Origin of the sequence: Micromonospora sp. DT178 (genome assembly GCF_049841695.1) — a bacterium.
GTDB lineage: Bacteria > Actinomycetota > Actinomycetes > Mycobacteriales > Micromonosporaceae > Micromonospora.
Genome location: NZ_JBNCKV010000002.1, coordinates 218,448 through 238,058, shown reverse-complemented (window position 1 = coordinate 238,058; position 19,611 = coordinate 218,448). Strand labels below are relative to the sequence as shown.

Genomic DNA, 19,611 nt, shown 5'->3' with positions numbered 1-19,611 from the left:
CCCATGGGGCGCACTTTACCGCGTAGGAGCCTCTTTACAACGTTGCTTACAACGTTGTACAAACCAGGAGCACCAGGTGACCACGGTCACCCGGGACCGGCAACGAGGAAAGGTGGCAACCCTTGCGGACCGCGCAGCTCACCATCGACCCGGCCTTCGCCGTCGGACCGGCCGACCGGCGGCTCTTCGGCTCGTTCGTCGAGCACATGGGCCGCTGCGTCTACGGCGGGGTCTACGAGCCCGGGCACCCCGCCGCGGACTCGCGCGGGCTGCGCGGCGACGTGCTGGAGCTGACCCGGGAGCTGGGCGTCTCCGTGGTCCGCTACCCCGGCGGCAACTTCGTCTCCGGCTACCGCTGGGAGGACGGCGTCGGCCCGGTCGGTGACCGTCCCCGCCGGCTCGACCTGGCCTGGAAGACCATCGAGACCAACGCCTTCGGGCTCGACGAGTTCATGACCTGGGCCGCCGAGGCGGGCGTCGAGCCGATGATGGCCGTCAACCTCGGCACCCGGGGCGTGCAGGAGGCCTGCGACCTGCTGGAGTACGCGAACCATCCGGGCGGGACCCAGCTGTCCGACCTGCGCCGCAAGCACGGCGCCGAGCAGCCGTACGGGGTGCGGCTCTGGTGCCTGGGCAACGAGCTGGACGGCCCGTGGCAGGTCGGCCACAAGACCGCCGACGAGTACGGCCGGCTGGCCGCCGAGACCGCCCGGGCCATGAAGATGATCGACCCGTCGATCAGCCTCGTCGCCTGCGGCAGCTCCAACCGGACGATGTCCACCTTCGCCTCCTGGGAGGCGACCGTGCTGGAGCACACCTACGAGCACGTCGACTACATCTCCGCGCACACCTACTACGACCCGTCCGACGGCGACCGGGCCAGCATCCTGGCCTCCGCCGTCGACATGGACAACTTCATCCGCGAGGTCGTCGCCACCGCCGACCACGTGGCCGCCAAGCAGCGGCACCGGCGGAAGCTCAAGATCTCCTTCGACGAGTGGAACGTCTGGTACCAGTCCCGCCTCCAGGCCGACCTGGACCGGCGCGGCTGGGTCGAGGCACCGGCGCTGATCGAGGACGACTTCACCGCCGTCGACGCGGTGGTGGTCGGCGACCTGCTGATCACCCTGCTCCGGCACGCCGACCGGGTCGGGGTGGCCTGCCAGGCCCAGCTCGCCAACGTCATCGCCCCGATCCGCACCCGCACCGGCGGTCCCGCCTGGCGGCAGAGCATCTTCCACCCGTTCGCGCTGACCGCCCGGCACGCCCGCGGCACGGTGCTGCGTACCGAGCCGGTCGGCCCGACCTACGAGACGAAGCGGTACGGCGAGGTCCCGGTGCTCGACACGGTCGCCGTGCACGACGAGGAGACCGGCGAGCTGACCGTCTTCGCGGTCAACCGGGGCGAGACCGACCTCCCCCTGGACATCGACCTGCGCGGGCTGCCGGGACTGTCCGGTCGATCTCACCTGAGCCTCGCCGCCGGGGACGACCCGACGGCGACGAACACCGAGGCCGAGCCCGACCGGGTGACGCCCCGGCAGCTGCCCGACCCCACCACCGACGGCGGCCGGTGCTCCGTGCGCCTTCCGGCCGTCTCCTGGAACGTGCTGCGCTTCTCCCCCGTCGGTGGCTGACACCGCACCGGCCCTGAGCAGGCACAATTCATCCCGTCCCCCAAGGAGCAAAATCCTCATGATGCAGAACGAAATGAGCCGGCGGCGCCTGCTCAGCCTCGGCCTCGGGCTCGGCGCCGCGGCCTCGCTGACCCTGGCCGGTTGCGGCGGTGGCGACGACGACGCGGGCCCGGCGGCCGGCAACGGCGGCAAGGACTACACCGGCCCGAAGGTGGACCTGAAGCTGTGGAACGGCTTCACCGGCGGCGACGGCGACATCTTCAAGGCGCTGGTGACCCAGTTCAACACCGAGCACCAGAACATCGCCGTCTCGATCGCCACGTACCAGTGGGAGGACTACTACAACAAGCTCCCCGGCGCGGCCTCCAGCGGCGCCGGCCCGGACATCGCGGTCATGCACATGGACCAGCTCGCCACGTTCGCCGCGCGCGGCGTGATCACCGAGCTGGACGACGTCGCCAAGACCCTGGAGCTCTCCGAGGGCGACTTCGCCCCCACCGTCTGGAAGGGCGGGCTCTACAACTCCAAGCGGTACGGCATCCCGCTGGACATGCACCCCCTCGGCTTCTACTACAACAAGGGGGTCATGCAGAAGGCCGGGCTGGACCCGAACAAGCCACCGACGACGAAGGACGAGTACACCGCCGCGCTGACCGAACTGAAGAAGTCCGGTGTGCAGGGCTTCTGGGTCAGCCCGTTCCAGTTCACCGGCGGCATGACCTTCTACTCCCTGCTGCACCAGTGGGGCGGCAGCGTCTTCGACGCCGAGGCCACCAAGGCCACCTTCAACTCCGACCAGGCCGTCGAGGCGTGCACCTGGCTGACCGACCTGATCAAGCAGGGCCACTCCCCGGCCAACGTCGGCCAGGACGCCGACTACCTGGCCTTCAAGAGCGGCAAGAACGCCTTCAACTGGAACGGCATCTGGCAGATCAACGACCTGAAGAAGAGCCCGGACATCCAGTGGGGGGTCGCGCCCCTGCCGCAGATCGGCACGCAGCCGGCCGCCTGGGCCAACTCGCACAACTTCACGATCGTCAAGCAGCGGGCCAACGACGCCAACAAGGTCTCGGCGGCGAAGGTCTTCATCAACTGGCTCAGCCAGCACTCCCTCGACTGGGCCAAGGGCGGCCAGGTCCCGGCCCGCAAGGCCGTGCGGGACAGCGCCGACTTCAAGGCGCTGGCCGAGGTCAACGCGCTCGCCCCCGAGCTGGAGTACGCGGCCTTCCCGCCGGCGGCCCCGGGCCTCGGCGAGGTCATGACGACCTTCTACAACTCGTTCAACGAGGCGGCGCTGGGCAAGAAGTCCCCGAAGCAGGCGCTGGACGACGGGGTGACCAAGGCGAACAAGCAGCTGGAGGACAACCGCAAGAAGTACGGGAGCTGAGTTCCCGTGGCGGACGTGATCGAGGCGGGGGCGGCGCGCGACGGCGCGCCGCCCCCGGCGGCCGACGCCGCCCGCCGGGGCGCCCCCGCGCGCCGGGCCGGACGGGCGACGCCGTACCTCTTCCTCGCCCCGTACCTGCTGCTGTTCGGGGTCTTCGGCCTGCTGCCGATCCTGCTCGGCCTCTGGCTCAGCGTGCACCAGTGGGACTTCCAGCTGCCCAACCGGCCCTTCGTCGGGCTGGACAACTACCAGGAACTCTTCTCCAGCGACTCGGCCGTCTACGGCGACTGGTGGCAGAGCGTCCGGGCGACGGCGATCTTCACCGTCTTCGCGGTGCCGCTGCTGGTGGTCGTCCCGCTCGGGCTGGCGCTGCTGCTGAACCGCTCGTTCCCGGGCCGGACCTTCTTCCGGGCGATCTACTTCGCGCCGTACGTGCTGGGCGTGGCGGTGATCGGCCTGCTCTGGCGGTTCCTGCTCGACGCCAACCTGGGCCTGGTCAACCGGCTCGCCGGGATGGTCGGGCTACCGGCCGACACCCCCTGGGTGACGGACGTGCCGTGGGCATGGGTCTCGCTGGTCGGGGTGACCGTGTGGTGGACCTCCGGCTTCAACGCGGTGATCTACCTGGCCGGGCTCCAGGACATCCCGCAGGAGCTGTACGAGGCGGCGAAGGTGGACGGCGCGAGCGCCTGGGAACGGTTCCGCCACGTCACGCTCCCCGGGCTGCGCCCGGTGCTGCTCTTCGTGATCACCACGACCGTGCTCGCCTCGGCGAACGTGTTCGGTCAGTCGTTCCTGATCACCCAGGGCGCGCCGGGCACGGAGACCCGCACGGTGGTCTGGTTCATCGTCGAGGAGGGGCTGCGGGACAACGACGCCGGCCGCGCCGCCGCGATGAGCATCGTGTTCGCGCTGATGCTGGCGGTCGTGAGCATCGCCAACTTCCGCCTCTTCCGCTACCGGGAAGACTGAGGGGACCGCCATGACGACGCCCACGCGCACCACGCGCGCCCCCGCGCCGACCAGCGCCGGCGCCCCGGCGACCGGCCGCGCCCCGGGGACCGCGCTGCGCCGGACCGCGCTCTACGCCACCCTGGTCGCGCTCGCCCTGGTCTTCCTGCTGCCGCTGCTGTGGATGGTCATCACCTCGCTGAAGACCTACACCGGGGCCCAGCAGATCCCGCCGGCCTGGCTGCCGGACCCGATCTCCGGGTACGGCTACGAGCAGATCCTGAACAACTCGGCCAATCCCGTGCTGCGCTGGTTCGCCAACAGCATGCTGGCCGCCACCGCGCACGCGCTGCTGGTGCTGGCGACCGCCTCGATGGCCGCGTACGCCCTGGCCCGGATGCGGTTCCGGGGCCGTGGGGTGCTCTTCGCGCTGATCGTCGGGACGCTGTTCATCCCGCCGACCTCGCTGATCATCCCGAACTTCCTGATCGTCGACGAGCTGAACTGGATCGACACCCTGAGCGTGGTGATCGTCCCCGGGGCGGCGAGCGCGTTCGGGGTGTTCTTCCTGCGGCAGTTCTTCCTCTCCCTGCCCCGGGAGCTGGAGGAGGCCGCGGTGCTGGACGGGGCCAACCAGTGGCAGATCTTCTGGAAGGTGGTGCTGCCGCTGTCCAGGCCGGCGCTGGCCACGCTGGCGGTGCTGTCGTTCCTCACCAACTGGAACGACTTCCTCTGGCCGATCTTTGTGCTGTTCAGCCCGGAGACGCTCACCCTGCCGCCGGGCCTGGGCCTGCTCCAGGGCTCCTACGTCACCGACTACCCGGTGATCATGGCGGGGGCGGTGCTGGCCAGCGTGCCGGTGCTGATCCTCTTCGTGCTCGCCCAGCGGCACATCATCCAGGGCGTCTCCCGCAGCGGGCTCAAGGGATGACCGTCGGGACGATCCGGAGGCGCGGCGCGGCGGCGGTGCTCGCCGCCGCGCTGCTCGCCGCCGGTTGCGGTGGTGGGGAAGAACCTTCGAGTACGGGAGACGACGCGCGCATGTTCACCAATCCGGTCGTACGCACCGACGCGCCCGACCCGCAGGCGATCCGGGTAGGCGACACCTGGTACCTGTTCCACACCAACGCCGGCGGCCGCAACGTCCCGGTGCTCACCTCCCGGGACCTGGTCGACTGGACCCCGGCCGGGGACGCGCTGCCGGAACTGCCGGCCTGGGCGGACGCCGGGAAGACCTGGGCGCCCGAGGCGATCGAGCTGGCCCCGGGCCGGTTCGCGCTCTACTACACCGTCGCCGGGCGCGAGTCGGGGCGGCAGTGCGTCGGGCGGGCCGTGGCGAGCACGCCGCAGGGGCCGTACCGGGACGACTCGACCGGCCCGCTGATCTGCCAGGCCGAGCTGGGCGGGGCGATCGACGCCAGCCCGTTCCGCGACGCCGACGGCAGCCTCTGGCTGCTGTGGAAGAACGACGGCAACGCCATCGGGGTGGACACCTGGATCTGGTCGCAGCGCCTCTCGGACGACGGGCTGCGCCTGGTCGGCGAGCCGACGAAGCTGCTGAAGCAGACCGAGCCGTGGGAGGGCACCCTGATCGAGGGCCCGTTCCTGCACCGGCAGGACGGGAAGCTGTTCCTGTTCTTCGCCGCGAACGCCTACGACCGGGCCGAGTACGCGGAGGGCTACGCGGTCTGTGAGTCGCCGGCCGGGCCGTGCGTGAAGGCCCCGGAGAACCCGATCCTGAAGACCAACGAGGTCGCCTCCGGGCCGGGGCACGCCTCGATGGTGGTCAAGGACGGGCGCACCTGGCTGCTCTACCACGCCTGGCCGCCCGGCCAGGAGGGCACCGTCGACCCGGGCCGCCAGGTCTGGCTCGACGAGGTCGCCTGGACCGACGGCAAGCCCGTGGTCAAGGGCCCCACGGCGGGGCCCCAGCAAAGGCCCTGACGGCCGGAGACACCGACAGCGCGGCACCCGACAGGATCGGGTGCCGCGCTGTCGGCGTACAGCAGGGGAAGCGCGACCGCCGGATCAGACGGAAGCCGGCTCCCGGGAATCCGGGGACGAGGCCCGCCGGGCGAGGCGGTTGCGGCGGTAGCCGTAGCCGAAGTAGATCAGCACGCCGAGCAGCATCCACGCGGCGAACCGCAGCCAGGTCTCCACCGACAGGTTCAGCATCAGGTAGAAGCAGGCCAGCGCCGACACGATCGGCAGCACGGGGGAGAACGGCACCCGGAACGGCCGGTCCAGGTCCGGGCGCTTGCGGCGCAGGATCGGCACCGCGACCGAGACCAGCACGAACGCCGCGAGCGCGCCGATGCTGACCAGGTCGGCCAGGGCCGACAGCGGCAGGAAGCCGGCGAGCAGCGCGACCGCCACCGTCATGACGGCCGAGATCCGGTACGGGGTGCCCCAGCGCGGGTGCACCTTCGCGATCGACGGCGGGATCAGCCCGTCGCGGCTGATGGCGAAGCCGATCCGGCCCATGGCCACCAGGTCGACCAGGATCACGCTGGTCAGGCCGGCGACGGCGGCGATGGAGACGAGGATGCCGGCCCACTCGGCGCCGACCGCGTTGAAGGCCGCCGCGATCGGGGCGCCCCGGTCGATCTCGGTGTACGGCACCATGCCCACCACGACCAGCGAGACGCCGATGTACAGCACCGTGGAGATCAGCAGCGTGCCGAGCAGGCCGAGGGTGAGGTCCCGGCGGGGCCGCTTCGTCTCCTCGCCGAGGTTGGCGACCGCCTCGAAGCCGGTGTACGCGAAGAAGACCACCGCCGCGGCGCTGAGCACGCCCACGAAGCCGAACACCGAGGGCTCCAGGCCGAAGAGCGCCTGGGTGACGGGCTGCTTGATGCCGTCCTCGCTGCCGTCGGCGGGCTCCGCCGACGGGATGAACGGGGTGAGGTTGGCGGCCTTCACGAAGAACAGGCCGGCGACCACGATGAAGACGCAGATGGCGACCTTGACCAGCACCAGCAGGTTGGTCACCCGGGCCGACTCGCGGATGCCGACGATCGCCACGACGCCGAGCAGCAGCACGATGCCGATCGCGCCGACGTTGACGACGCTGCCCTCCTCGCCGAACCAGGCGGTGGGCAGGCCGACGAGTTCGGCCAGGTAGCCGGACCAGCCGCGCGCCACCACCGCCGCGCCGAGGGCGAACTCCAGCAGCAGGTCCCAGCCGATGATCCAGGCGACGATCTCGCCCATGGTCGCGTACGCGTAGGTGTAGGCGCTGCCGGCGGCCGGCACGCTCGACGCCAGCTCGGCGTAGCAGAGGGCGGCGAGCAGGGCGACCAGGCCGGCGATGGCGAACGAGATCACCACGCCGGGCCCCGCGCTGTCGCGGGCCTCGATGCCCGTGAGCGTGAAGATGCCGGTGCCGATCACGATGCCGATGCCGAAGCCGGTGAGGTCGCGCGCGCCGAGCCGGCGCTTGAGGCCGGGCCCGCCGTCGTCGCCGTCGGCCTCGCTCTGCGCGATCACGTCCCCGATCGGTTTGGTACGCAGCACGGACACCGTGGTCACCCCTCCCACCGCCCGGACCACCCTGGTGGCGGCCGGTGACCGGCGATGCTACCCAGGGCGGACCCCCCTCAACCCCCACGTCTCGGGTCATTCAGGCCACCACCGCGCGTGTGCGGCCCGCCACGGCGCGTCCCGTGAGCCCGGCCACAAGGGGGAGCCGGCGTCGACGGACGGACCGATCCCGCCCAGACTCTTGCGCAGAGCCCGTGAGGTGTGAAAATTTCCTACCAGCGGCAGATTGTCAACGGCGAATCTTGCCGTCTGTGCCGCGACGAACCCCTGACACGGGAGCCCCAACGAAGGGACACACCGCATGAAGGCAACTCGGCTCGGAGCCGCCGGGCTGGCCGCCGCACTGCTCGGCGCGCTCGTCGCCGCCACCCCGGCGAGCGCGGCGCCCGATGCGGCGACCACCGCCGCCTCCACCACCTCCTGCGTCACCGACCCGGCCACCCCGAAGCGGCAGTTCCGGGCCATGTGGATCTCCTCGGTCGTCAACATCGACTGGCCGAGCAAGGCGTCCCAGACCTCGCCGGACCGCGTCGCCGCGCAGCAGGCCGAGTACCGCCAGCTGCTCGACCTCGCCGAGCGGCTCAACCACAACGCCGTGGTCGTCCAGGTCCGGCCGACCGCCGACGCGTTCTGGCCGTCGCCCCACGAGCCCTGGTCGGAGTACCTGACCGGGGTCCGCGGCGAGAACCCGGGCTGGGACCCGCTGAAGTTCGTGGTCGAGGAGGCGCACAAGCGCAACCTTGAGTTCCACGCCTGGTTCAACCCGTACCGCGTCTCCATGCCCGCCCCGGGCGGCGCCGGCGCGGACATCAACCAGCTCGCGCCGAACCACCCGGTCCGCGAGCACCCGGAGTGGACCTTCGCCTACCCGCCGGCCGGCGTCGCCGGCAGCCGGCTCTACTACAACCCCGGCATCCCCGAGGTCCGCGAGTTCGTGCAGACCGCGATGATGGACGCGGTCAAGCGGTACGACGTCGACGGCGTGCACTTCGACGACTACTTCTACCCCTACCCGAGCGGCACCCACCAGGTGCCCGACGACGCCACCTTCGCGGCGCACAACCGGGGCTTCACCAACAAGGCCGACTGGCGGCGGGACAACATCAACCTGCTGGTCCAGGAGATGAACGCCAAGATCAAGGCCGAGAAGCCGTGGGTGAAGTTCGGCGTCAGCCCGTTCGGCATCTGGCGCAACCAGTCGGCCGACCCGCTGGGCTCGGACACCACCGGCAGCCAGTCGTACGACATCATCTCCGCCGACACCCGCAAGTGGGTCAAGGAGGAGTGGATCGACTACATCGTGCCCCAGCTCTACTGGTACATGGGTCAGTACCCGGCCGCCGACTACACCCGGCTGGTGCCGTGGTGGGCGGACGTGGTCAAGGGCACCCGGGTGCAGCTCTACATCGGGCAGGCCGACTACAAGAGCGGTGACCCGGTCTACGGCTCGTTCTGGATGAACCCGCAGGAGCTGTCCAACCACCTCACGCTGAACCGGCAGTACCCCGAGGTCCTGGGCAACGTCCACTTCTCGGCCGTGCAGGTGCGGGCCAACCGGCTCGGCGCGACCGACATCTACGCCGCCGAGCACTACTCCCGTCCGGCGCTGATCCCGACCATGACGCACCTGCCGAAGAAGCCGCTGCTCATGCCGGTGGTCACCAAGGCCGCGCGGCAGTCCGACGGGGTCCGCCTGAACTGGCTCCAGCCGGCGGACGGTGTGGGCCCGCTCGGCACCGCCACGTCGTACGCGGTCTACCGCTTCGACGGGACCAGCCTGGCCGGCCGGTGCGACTTCGCCGACGCGGCGCACCTCGTCGACACGGTCCGCGCCGACGCGGGCACCCGGACCCAGTCCTGGGTGGACACCACCGCCGAGGCCGGCAAGCGGTACACCTACTACGTGACCGCGCTCGACCGACTGGCGAACGAGAGCCCGGCCAGCCCGCCGGCGTTCGTCCGCTGACGTCCCACCGAATGCCCCGGGTGCCCTGGCACCCGGGGCATTCGTCTGTTTCGACGCCTGTCACCAAATGTCTTCGGGCACCGCACCCCCCGAAGCCATCCATGATCGACAATGTTCGGCACTCCGGTGACCCGCCGGTAACCCCCGTCCCGCCCGCACATCCCCCCGCGGAGGTACCCGTGCCCAGACGCCTCACCACCCTGCTCGCCTCGGCCGCGCTCACGATGCTCTTCGTCTTCGGGGTCTCCTCCCCCGCCGCCGCCGTCACGACCTCGCAGAAGCTGTCCGTCCTCTCCAGCTGGACGCAGACGAGCGCCACCAGCTACAACTCCTGGAACTCCGGCCGGCTCAACCAGGGCGCCTGGGCGGCGTACGGATTCAACTGGTCGACCGACTACTGCTCGTCCAGCCCGGACAACCCGCTCGGCTTCAACTTCACGCTCTCCTGCTACCGGCACGACTTCGGCTACCGCAACTACAAGGAGATGGGCCAGTTCTCGGCCAACAAGGCCCGCCTCGACAGCGCCTTCTACGCCGACCTGAAGCGGGTCTGCGCCACGTACAACAGCGTCGTGCGGCCCGCCTGCACCAGCCTCGCCTGGACGTACTACCAGGCCGTCAGCGCCTTCGGCTCCGTCGCCGCCGTGCAGCAGGCCGACATCGACCGCGCCGCCCGGATGAAGGCCGACGCCGAACGCCGCGCCGGCCTGCGCTGACCGACCCGCACCGCCCAGGGGTTCGCGTCCCCGGCCCACCCGGTGACGCGGACCCCGACCGGCGGGGTGCCGTCAGGCGTGACCGGTGTGGTGCCGGCGACGGTCCGGGGCGACGGACTGACGGGGAGCCACGCGGGCGGGACCGGCGCCGAACCTCGCCGAGCCCACCGCCAGGTCCGGATGCTCGACCGCGAGGGCCAGCGCCGCCGCCTCCTCCAGCCCCAGCTCGGTCCCCTCGCCGTACGCGCCGTCGAAGGCCGCGTCGCCCAACTCCCGGCGCAGCTCCCCCTGCCGCTGCGCCCAGTACCCGCCGTAGATGCCCGGGGCGCAGCGCATGCTCGCCCGGGTCGCCCCCGCCGCGCCGAACAGGCGGGCCGCCGTCAGCCCGTCACCACCGGCCGCGCAGCGTACCGCCATCGCGTTCAGCGTGTCGCAGGCCCGACCGTGGAAGCCGTGGCTCATCCGCGACCGCAGCGCCACCTGGAGGTGCTCGTGCGCGGCGACCAGGTCCCCGCGCGCCAGGGCGACCATCCCGAGCAGCATGTCGACCGAGCGGCGCCCCCGCTCCACCGGCCGCGCCGCCTCCACCGGGCGGGCCGCGCCCAGCAGCTCCGCCGCCTCGTCCAGGGCGCCCCGCCGCCAGAGCAGCTCGGCCAGGCTGAACACCCCGAAGAGCGCGTCGCCGAGCACCTCCTGGCCGGACGCCCAGTCGATCACCTCGCGGCAGATCCGCTCCGCCTCCGCGAACTGTCCCATGTCGACCAGCGGGGCCGCCCGCCCGGCGAGCACCCGGGCGAGCAGGCCGGCGTCGCCCGCCTGCCGGGCCGCCGCCTCCGCCCGCTGGGAGTAGCGCAGCTCCTCGCCGAACTCGCCGTCCGCGCCGGCGTGCAGCGAGTGCATGTGGTACGCCGCCGCCAGCTCGGCCTCCGGGATCCGCTCCCCCGTCTCGGCGATGCGCCCGTACAGCCGGAACAGCCAGAGCCGCCCCTCCCGGGCCAGTCCCCGCTCCCGCCACCACTGGTCGAGTCCCCCGGCCAGCCGCAGGCCGGCCCGGGCACTGCCGCCGGTGGCGCACCAGCGCAACGCGGCGCGCAGCTCGCCGGCGAGCGGGTCGAGGGCGTAGAGCGACAGGGTCACCGGCCGCCCGTCCGGCCCCAGGTGGGCGCGCTCCATCGCGTGCGTCGACCACGCCACGTGCCGGTTGCGGGCCGACCGCTCCTCCCCCGCCTCCACCAGCCGCCGCGCCGCGTACGCCCGGATGGGGTCGAGCATCCGGTAGGTGCTGCCCGAGGCGTGCGGCTCCGCCAGCACCATCGACTTGTCAACCAGCACCGAGAGCGGATCGAGCGGGTCGTCGCCGAGCAGCCACTCCACCGTCGCCAGGTCGACCGGGCCGGCGAAGACCGCCAGCCAGCGCAGCAGCCGGGCGGCGCGCGGCCCCAACGTGCGGTACGACCAGGTGACCGTGGCCTGCATGGTCAGGTGCCGTTCGGTGGCGGAACGCTGCACCGCCCGGACGGCCGGGCTGGGCGGCACCATCCCCACGGCCGCCGCCACCAGGTCCACCGTGTCCTGCCGGTCCGGCTCCACCGGGAGGTCCGGGTCCTCCCGGCCCGCGTCCAGGGTGCCCAGCACGTCGTCGAGGCGCTCGGCGAGCTGCCCGACGGAGAGCACCCGCAGCCGGGCGGCGGCCAGCTCTATGGCGAGCGGCAGCCCGTCCAGCCGCCGCACCACCCGCCGCAGGTCGGCCGACTCGCCCGGGTCCGGCGGCCGGCCGCCCCGGGCCGCCGCCGTCCGGTCCAGCAGCAGCGCGACCGCGTCGCTCTCCGCTCCCTCCGTCGGCGGGTCGACCGACAGCGACGGGATCCGCCAGACCACCTCGCCCGGCAGGCCGAACGACTCCCGGCTGGTGGCGAGCACCCGGACGCCCACCCCGCCGGCGAGCAGCCGGGAGATCACGTCGGCCGAGGCGGCCGGCTGGGCGTCGCAGGTGTCCAGCAGGACGAGCATCCGGCGCGCGGCCGCGTACTCGACCAGCGTGTCGACCATCGGGCGGCCCGGCTCGGGCCGCAGACCGAGCACGGCGGCGACCTCGAACGCCACCAGACCCGGGTCGGTGACCGCGGCGACGTCGACGAACCAGACACCGTCCGGATGGGACTCCACCAGGTCGACGGCGAGCTCCACGGCCAGCCGCGTCTTGCCCGCACCACCCGCGCCGAGGACGGTGACCAGCCGGTGCGCCTCCACCAGCCGCTTCAGCTCGGCCCGCTCGGCGTGCCGGCCGACGAACGAGGTGACCGGGGTCGGCAGGTTGTGCGCGGTCGCGTCGGCGGTGCGGGGCCGCGGGAACTGCCGCTCCAGGCCGGACGCGACCAGTTGGTAGAGCCGCTCCCGGTCGTCGAAGCCGCGCAGCCGGTGCAGGCCGAGGTCGATCAGGGACGCGTCGGGCGGCAGCGGCTCCGCGTGCCGCGCCGTCGCCGCCGAGCAGAGCACCTGCCCGCCGTGGGCGGCGGCGGCGACCCGGGCCGCGCGGTGCACCTCCGGGCTGACGTACTCGCCGTCGCGCGGTTCCGCCCAGCCGGTGTGCAGCCCCATCCGGACCCGGGGCACGGCGTCGGCGGTGGGCCACTCATGGCTGGCCAGCGCCCGCTGCGCGGTCAGGCAGGCGGTCAGCGCGGCGGTCGCGTCGTCGAAGGCGAGGAAGAACGAGTCCCCCTCGGTCAGCAGCTCCGCGCCCTCGGTCGCGGCGATCGTGCGGCGCAGCAGGCGGCGGTGCTCCCGCAGCACCGGCGGATAGTCCGGCCCGAGCAGCTGGGCCAGCCGGGTGGAGCCCTCGATGTCGGTGAAGACGAAGGTCACCAACCCGCTCGGGAGGTGGATCCGTGGCGACATGGTGGAACCTCCGCCCGTGACGTCGGACTCATGCTGCCTGATACCGGACGATCACGCATCGTGAGAACGGTCGGGCTCCGCCCGACTACGGACCCACCGGTCAGCAGCCGCAGCCACCGCCGCAACAACCCCCACCGGCCGGCGCCGGCGCGCCACCGGCCGCACCGCCGCCGCCCCGGCCGGTGACCGCGACGGTGGAGAGGAGCTTGACCGTGTCGGCGTGCCCCTGGGGGCAGGACGCCGGCTCAGCGGCCTGCGCCATCGGACGGTTGACCTCGAAGGTGTCGCCGCAGGCGCGGCAACGGAACTCGTACCGGGGCATGGCACCAGGGTACGACCGGTCCTGACGTACGGGGGGACATGGGTGATACTCAACTTGTGGCGGACGGCGAGGACAGGACGACCCTTCGGCCCCTGCGGCCGGCGGCACCGATCGACGGACCGCTCGCGGGTTCCGGCGCCGCGCCCGAACCCGCGACGCGGTTGCCGCGTCCCCGCCGCCCCTGGCTGAGATCCACGGCCGCCGGCGACACGAAGCCGGCCGCCGACACCACGCCGGCGACCGAGCCCACCGCCGCGGCGAAGCCGGCCACCGACACCAAGTCGGCCGCCGAGCCCACCGCCGACGCGAAGCCGGCGGAGAAGGCGAAGCCGGCCGAGAACGCGAAGCCGGCCGAGAACGCGAAGCCGGCGGAGAACGCGAGGCCGGCCGAGAGCGCGACGCCGGCCGACGACGCGAAGGCGGTAACCGAGACCAGGCCGGCCGCCGAGCCCTCCGCCGAGGCGCGGCCGGTGGAAGAGGCGAAGCCGGGCGCGAAGGCGACGCTGGCCGAGAAGGCGAAGCCGGGCGACGGGCCGGCCACCGGCACGGAGCCGGCCACGGCCGGGAAGCCGGCCGACAGCGCCGGCACGGCCGCGAAGCCGGGCGACGGGACCGCCCCGGTCACGAAGACCGGTGGCGTGGCCGGGGCCCCGACGGCCGGGTCCGGGGCGAAGACCGGTGACGACGCCGCCGCGGCGTCGGCCACGGGCGCGGGTGACCTCGCGGAGACGAAGGTCGACGTGCCCGCCACGAAACCGGCCACCGGGCCCCGGCGCCGCCGGGTGCAGTTCGCGCACGCCGTACGCCGGCCGCCGCACCGCGTCGCGATGGCCGCCGCCCGCGCCACCCGCGACTGGTCGCGGCGGCCCAGCGGCCGGCTCACCCTGCCCGGCGTGTTCCTGCTCGCCCTGGTCGCGGCGACGGCCGCGGCGGGCGCGCTGCTGGTGCCCGCGACGGCCCGGGGGCCCCGTCCGGTCGCGGTCGACGCCACCTCCGTCGCGCCGACCACCGTTCCGCAGGCCCCGCTGCCCGGCGGCACGCCGCTACCCGGCGGGACGGTGCTGCCCGGCGGGACCGTGCTGCCCGGCGGCACGCTGCCGGCCGGCCCGCCCCTCGGCGGGATCACCGGCCGGCCGTCGGACGCGCTCGCCGGCTGGGCCGCCGAGGTCGGTCCGAAGGTCGGCATCTCGCCGGTGGCCATGCAGGCGTACGGCTACGCCGAGGTGGTGCTCGCCCAGACCAACCGCAGCTGCGGGTTGAGCTGGACCACCCTGGCGGCCATCGGGTTCGTCGAGTCGGGGCACGGTCAGGCCAACAACGCCCGGCTCGGCCAGGACGGCAAGGCGCTGCCCGAGATCATCGGCCTGCCGCTGGACGGCAACGGCGGCCGGATGCGCATCCCCGACACCGACCGCGGCGTGATGGACAAGGACCCGGTCCTCGATCGGGCGGTCGGGCCGATGCAGTTCATCCCGACGACCTGGCAGGAGATCGGGGCCGACGCCGACAACGACGGCGTCAAGGACCCGCACGACCTGGACGACGCCGCCCTCGCCGCCGGCAACTACCTCTGCAAGGGCGGCCGGAACCTGACCATCCCGGCCGACTGGTGGAACGCGATCCTGTCCTACAACGACGTCCGTCGGTACGCTCAGGACGTCTACGACACCGCCAACCGGTACGGACAGGCGAGCCGCACGTGAAGTGATCGTCCGCATACATTGGAGAACTGGACACTTCCCCCGGGCAGCCGTTAGCGGCAAGCTAGACGGGTGATGGTGCGCGAGTGGGACCCCAGGACCGCGTCGTCCGCCGAGATCGCGTCGCTGCTGGCCACGCTGAACGCGGTCCTGGCGGCCGATCTGCCGCAGGATCCACCGTGGCGGGAGAGTTCCATGCGGGAATACCTCGCCGAGGTGATGCCCGGCGAGCGGCGGATCTCCTGGGTCGCCCAAGCGGAGCCGGCGGCCGACGGCAGCCCGGGGGCGATCCTGGGCCACGTTCACGTGCTGCTGCTCGGCGACATCGGGGTGCTTGAGGTGCTGGTGCACCCGTCGGAGCGGCGCACGGGCCTCGGGCGGGACCTCGTCCTGACCGCCGCCCGGCGGGTCTACCAGGAGGGCTTCCAGTCGATCGGGGTGGAGGTGGTCGGCGACACGCCGGCCGTCGCCTTCTACGAGTCGCTCGGCTTCTCGAAGGAATACGTCGAGACCCGCAGCGTGCTGGACCTGTCCGGGGTGGACTGGGCCGAGCTGTCCGAGATGGCCACCGGCATCAGCGCGGGTTACCACCTGGAGTTCCACCCCGGCGGCCCGCCGGACGAGCTGATCGAGGCGTACGCGCGGGCCAAGGCCGAGGTGCGCGACGTCGAGGACGGCGAGCTGCGCCCCAGCTCCTACGACCCGCAGCGGCTGCGGGACAGTCTGGACTGCCTGCACCGGCGGGGCATGAAGCCCTACATCGTGCTCGCCCTGCACGAGCAGACCGGGGAGGTCGCGGGGCTGACCGAGGTGGTCGTACCGGTCCAGCATCCCACCCGCGCCGACCAGTACGACACCATCGTCGTGCAGGACCACCGGGGCTACGGCATCGACCGGGCGATCAAGGCCCGGATGCTGATGGAGCTGCGCTCGGCGGAGGCGGAGCTGACCGAGGTGCAGACCTGGAACGCGCAGGCCAACGAGGCCATGCTCAAGGTCAACGCCGAGTTGGGCTACCGCCCGGACCGCGAATGGTGCGAATACAGCATCGACGTGGCCGAGCTGGTGCACCGCCTCGACGCCGGACGCTGACCGGAACGTTCACTAATCCGTCCGCTGGGGGATGGACGGCGGTCAGCACCGACCCTTAACGTGCGTTAGTTCCCTGTCCACCCATCGTGGAGGCCTCATGCGCCCGCGCCGCACTCTTGCCGCGCTCGCGACCGCCACCGCCGCCGTGACTGTCGCGGCTGTCGGCGTCGCACCCACCGCGGCCAGCGCCGCGCCCACCGACCTCTTCATCTCCGAGTACGTCGAAGGCTCGTCGAACAACAAGGCGATCGAGCTGTTCAACGGCACCGGCGCCGCCGTCGACCTGGCCGCCGGCGGCTACCAGCTCCAGTTGCACTTCAACGGCTCCACCACGCCGACCAACTTGGCCCTCACCGGCACCGTCGCGGCCGGCGACGCCTTCGTCCTCGCCGCCGCCTCGGCCGCGCCGGGCATCCTGGACCGGGCCGACCAGACCACGAGCGCCAGCCTGTTCAACGGCGACGACGCCATCGTGCTGCGTCGGGGCGGCACCGTGCTCGACTCGATCGGCCAGGTCGGCGTCGACCCGGGCACCGAGTGGGGCGCGGGCGTCACCAGCACCGCCGACAACACGCTGCGTCGGTCGGCCGCCGTGACGTCCGGCGACACCGACCCCTCCGACGCGTTCGACCCGGCCGCGCAGTGGGCCGGCTTCCCCGTCGACACGTTCGACGGCCTCGGCACGCACGCCGTCGACGGCGGCGGCCCGGTCGACGCCCCCGCCACGCTCACCTGCGGCCCGACGCTGGTGACCTCCGCCGGCACGGCGGCCACCCGGGAGGTCACCGCCACCGATGCGGACGACCGGATCGTCGACCTGGCGGTCACCTCGGTCAGCCCGACCCCGGCCACCGGCTCCGTCAGCCGCTCGGCGGTCACCCCGGCCGACACGGTCGGCGGCACCGCCCGGGCCACGGTCGGCACGAGCGCCGACCTGGCCGCCGGGGCGTACACCGTCGTGCTGACCTCCACCGACGCGGACGGCGACACCGCCACCTGCACCCTGGCCGTGCAGGTCACCCGGGAGCTGACCGTCGGCGAGGTGCAGGGCCCGACCACCGACGGCGAGTCCGGCCCCGCCGACCGGTCGCCGCTCGCGCCGGCGTCCGGCAACGGCACCAGCAGCACGCTGTACGACGTACGCGGCGTGATCACCCAGCTCACCCTGGCGCGTGACTCGGGGGGCCGGGACCAGCGCGGCTTCTTCCTCCAGAGCCGCTCGGACGCCACCGACGGCGACCCGACCAGCTCGGACGGCATCTTCGTCTTCATGGGCTCGTTCACCTCGCTGATCGGCGGCTACGTGCCGACGGTCGGCGACGAGGTGGTGCTGCGCGCCCGGGTCTCCGAGTACTTCAACTTCACCCAGCTCTCCGGCGCGTCGCTGGTCCGCCGGATCGCCTCGGGTGTGGACGTGGACGCCGAGGTTGAGGTGACCGACGCGGTGCCGCCGGTCGAGGTGGCGGCGGCGCAGCGCTTCTTCGAGCGGCACGAGGGCGCCCGGCTGCGGGTGCGGGCCGGCAGCGGCGCGGTGAGCGGGCGGAACGTCTTCGCCTCCACCGCCGACGCGGAGATCTTCGTGATCGACCGGGACGACCCGCTGCTCGACCGCGCCGACGCGTACGCCCGCCGGGTGTTCCGGGACGCGCACCCGCTGGACAACGACCCGACCCGCCGCTTCGACGACGGCAACGGACAGCGCATCCTGCTCGGCAGCATGGGCGTCAAGGGCAGCACGGGCGACAGCGCCGCGCTGCTCCCGCCCGCGCGCACCTTCGACACGCTGACCGCCGACGCGGTCGGCGGGCTCTACTACTCGTTCGAGAAGTACGGCGTGCAGGTCGAGGCGGCCGCGTTCACCGGCGGGGCCGACCCGTCGAAGAACAACCCGCCGAAGCCGGCCAACCGGTCGGAGGAGGTCGCGGTCGCGACCTACAACGTCGAGAACCTGTACGACTACCGCGACGACCCGTTCGACGGCTGCGACTTCGCCGGCAACGCGGGCTGCACCGGGGTGCGCCCGCCGTTCGACTACGTCCCGGGCAGCGAGCAGGAGTACCGCGAGCAGCTCGCCGCGCTGGCCGACCAGATCACCACCGACCTGCACTCCCCGGACCTGATCCTGGTGCAGGAGGCCGAGGACCAGGACATCTGCTCGGTCTCCGGCGGTGCGCTGGTCTGCGGCAGCACGGACAACGCCGACGGCGCGCCGGACAGTCTCCAGGACCTGGCGCTGGCCATCACGGCCGTCGGTGGCCCGGCCTACCAGGCCGCGTACGACCGCACGGGCGCGGACGCCCGGGGCATCACCGCGGCGTTCCTGTTCCGCACCGACCGGGTGTCGCTGGCGGCGCCCACCGCCGGCGACCCGCTGCTGGGCTCGGCGCCGACGGTGCGGTACCGGGGCGCGGGGCTGCCGGGCAACGCGGACGTGCAGAACCCGAAGGCGCTCAACGCGGTGCTCCCCGCCGACGTGGACACGTCCACCGGCAAGGACGGCGACAACGTCTTCACCCGCGCCCCGCAGCTCGGCAAGTTCACCGTCGCGGCCGCCCCCGGCTCCGCCGAGCGGTACACGCTGTGGGCGGCGAGCAACCACTACTCGTCGGGGCCGGACAGCCGGGTCGGGCAGCGCCGGGAGCAGGCCGCGTACGGGGCCGCGATCGTCACCGCCATCGAGGCGTCGGACCCGCACGCGCGGGTGGTCTACGGCGGGGACCTGAACGTCTTCCCCCGCCCCGACGATCCCATCGCGACGGCGGCGGAGCCCACCCCGTCGGACCAGCTCGGGCCGCTGTACGAGGCCGGCATGCGCAACCTCTGGGACGACCTGCTCGCCGACGCGCCGTCGTCCGCCTACTCGTACAGCTTCGAGGGGCAGGCGCAGACGCTGGACCACCTGTTCGTGAACGGCGCGCTGCACCGGGACCTGGTGCAGATGCGGGCGGCGCACATCAATGCCGACTGGCCGGCCGACCACGCGGCCGACGGCAGCCGGGGCTCCAGCGACCACGACCCGCAGGTGGCCCGCTTCCGCTCCCGGGCGTCGTTGAGCGTCAGCGACGCGTCGGTGGTGGAGGGCGACCGGGGCAGCCGGCCGCTGACCTACACGGTCACCGTGTCGCGCCCGCTGTCCCAGCCGGTGCTGCTCTGCGCCGCCACCTACGGCACCACGGCCCAGGCAGGTGCCGACTACGACCCGTACGTCGGCTGCAAGGTCCTGGCCGCCGGGCAGACCTCGCTGGCGTTCCCGGTGGCCGTGCGCGGTGACCGGAAGCGGGAGGCGGACGAGAAGCTGAACCTCGTGGTGGCCGGGGTGCCGGGCCTGCGCCTGGCCGACCCGCTCGCCGTGGGCACCATCACCGACGACGACTGACGTCACACCGGAGCCCGTCCCGACGG

At 72.8% G+C, this 19,611-nt stretch carries 13 protein-coding genes; 10 read left to right on the top strand and 3 right to left on the bottom strand.

Features of this window, described 5'->3' with window-relative positions:
• Positions 1 to 122 precede the first annotated feature (122 nt).
• From ACLQ22_RS04875 to ACLQ22_RS04855, 5 genes are read left to right on the top strand one after another with little or no spacing between them, the layout of a single operon-like run.
• Positions 123 to 1,637 carry an alpha-N-arabinofuranosidase gene (locus ACLQ22_RS04875; RefSeq protein ID WP_425691244.1) on the top strand — a complete coding sequence of 505 codons (1,515 nt, stop codon included), beginning with the start codon at positions 123 to 125 and terminating at the stop codon, positions 1,635 to 1,637.
• A 58-nt stretch (positions 1,638 to 1,695) separates the two neighbouring features.
• On the top strand, positions 1,696 to 3,024 hold the full coding sequence (locus ACLQ22_RS04870; protein ID WP_121399964.1) for an ABC transporter substrate-binding protein: 1,329 nt from the start codon (positions 1,696 to 1,698) through the stop codon (positions 3,022 to 3,024).
• Positions 3,025 to 3,030: 6 nt separating this feature from the next.
• Complete coding sequence (locus ACLQ22_RS04865; RefSeq protein WP_425691243.1) at positions 3,031 to 3,996, top strand: carbohydrate ABC transporter permease; 966 nt, start codon at positions 3,031 to 3,033, stop codon at positions 3,994 to 3,996.
• Positions 3,997 to 4,006: 10 nt separating this feature from the next.
• Complete coding sequence (locus tag ACLQ22_RS04860) at positions 4,007 to 4,906, top strand: carbohydrate ABC transporter permease (protein WP_425691242.1); 900 nt, start codon at positions 4,007 to 4,009, stop codon at positions 4,904 to 4,906.
• On the top strand, positions 4,903 to 5,919 hold the full coding sequence (locus tag ACLQ22_RS04855; RefSeq protein ID WP_425691241.1) for a glycoside hydrolase family 43 protein: 1,017 nt from the start codon (positions 4,903 to 4,905) through the stop codon (positions 5,917 to 5,919). Before ACLQ22_RS04860 ends, ACLQ22_RS04855 begins: the two co-directional genes overlap by 4 nt.
• Before the next feature lie 84 nt (positions 5,920 to 6,003).
• Here ACLQ22_RS04855 and ACLQ22_RS04850 read toward each other — a convergent pair whose 3' ends face one another.
• Entirely contained in the window at positions 6,004 to 7,506 is a 1,503-nt protein-coding gene (locus tag ACLQ22_RS04850) for an amino acid permease (RefSeq protein WP_425691240.1), read from the bottom strand.
• 313 nt (positions 7,507 to 7,819) lie between these two features.
• Here ACLQ22_RS04850 and ACLQ22_RS04845 point away from each other — a divergent pair, with 313 nt between their 5' ends.
• Both ACLQ22_RS04845 and ACLQ22_RS04840 read left to right on the top strand, forming a co-directional pair.
• Positions 7,820 to 9,484: a glycoside hydrolase family 10 protein gene (locus ACLQ22_RS04845; protein WP_425691239.1), complete on the top strand. Its 1,665-nt coding sequence runs from the start codon at positions 7,820 to 7,822 to the stop codon at positions 9,482 to 9,484.
• 179 nt (positions 9,485 to 9,663) lie between these two features.
• Entirely contained in the window at positions 9,664 to 10,200 is a 537-nt protein-coding gene (locus tag ACLQ22_RS04840) for a phospholipase (RefSeq protein ID WP_425691238.1), read from the top strand.
• A gap of 72 nt (positions 10,201 to 10,272) precedes the next feature.
• Here the strand turns inward: ACLQ22_RS04840 and ACLQ22_RS04835 are convergent, their stop codons facing one another.
• Both ACLQ22_RS04835 and ACLQ22_RS04830 read right to left on the bottom strand, forming a co-directional pair.
• Positions 10,273 to 13,095 carry an ATP-binding protein gene (locus ACLQ22_RS04835; RefSeq protein ID WP_425691237.1) on the bottom strand — a complete coding sequence of 941 codons (2,823 nt, stop codon included), beginning with the start codon at positions 13,093 to 13,095 and terminating at the stop codon, positions 10,273 to 10,275.
• 100 nt (positions 13,096 to 13,195) lie between these two features.
• Entirely contained in the window at positions 13,196 to 13,417 is a 222-nt protein-coding gene (locus ACLQ22_RS04830) for an FmdB family zinc ribbon protein (RefSeq protein WP_121399970.1), read from the bottom strand.
• Between the two features lie 38 nt (positions 13,418 to 13,455).
• Here ACLQ22_RS04830 and ACLQ22_RS04825 point away from each other — a divergent pair, with 38 nt between their 5' ends.
• From ACLQ22_RS04825 to ACLQ22_RS04815, 3 genes are all read left to right on the top strand, one after another.
• A complete protein-coding gene (locus tag ACLQ22_RS04825; RefSeq protein WP_425691236.1) occupies positions 13,456 to 15,120 on the top strand; it encodes a lytic murein transglycosylase in 1,665 nt (554 codons plus the stop codon).
• 72 nt (positions 15,121 to 15,192) lie between these two features.
• On the top strand, positions 15,193 to 16,209 hold the full coding sequence (locus ACLQ22_RS04820; protein ID WP_425691472.1) for a GNAT family N-acetyltransferase: 1,017 nt from the start codon (positions 15,193 to 15,195) through the stop codon (positions 16,207 to 16,209).
• Between the two features lie 97 nt (positions 16,210 to 16,306).
• Positions 16,307 to 19,585: a lamin tail domain-containing protein gene (locus ACLQ22_RS04815; RefSeq protein ID WP_425691235.1), complete on the top strand. Its 3,279-nt coding sequence runs from the start codon at positions 16,307 to 16,309 to the stop codon at positions 19,583 to 19,585.
• The last annotated feature ends 26 nt before the right edge of the window (positions 19,586 to 19,611 follow it).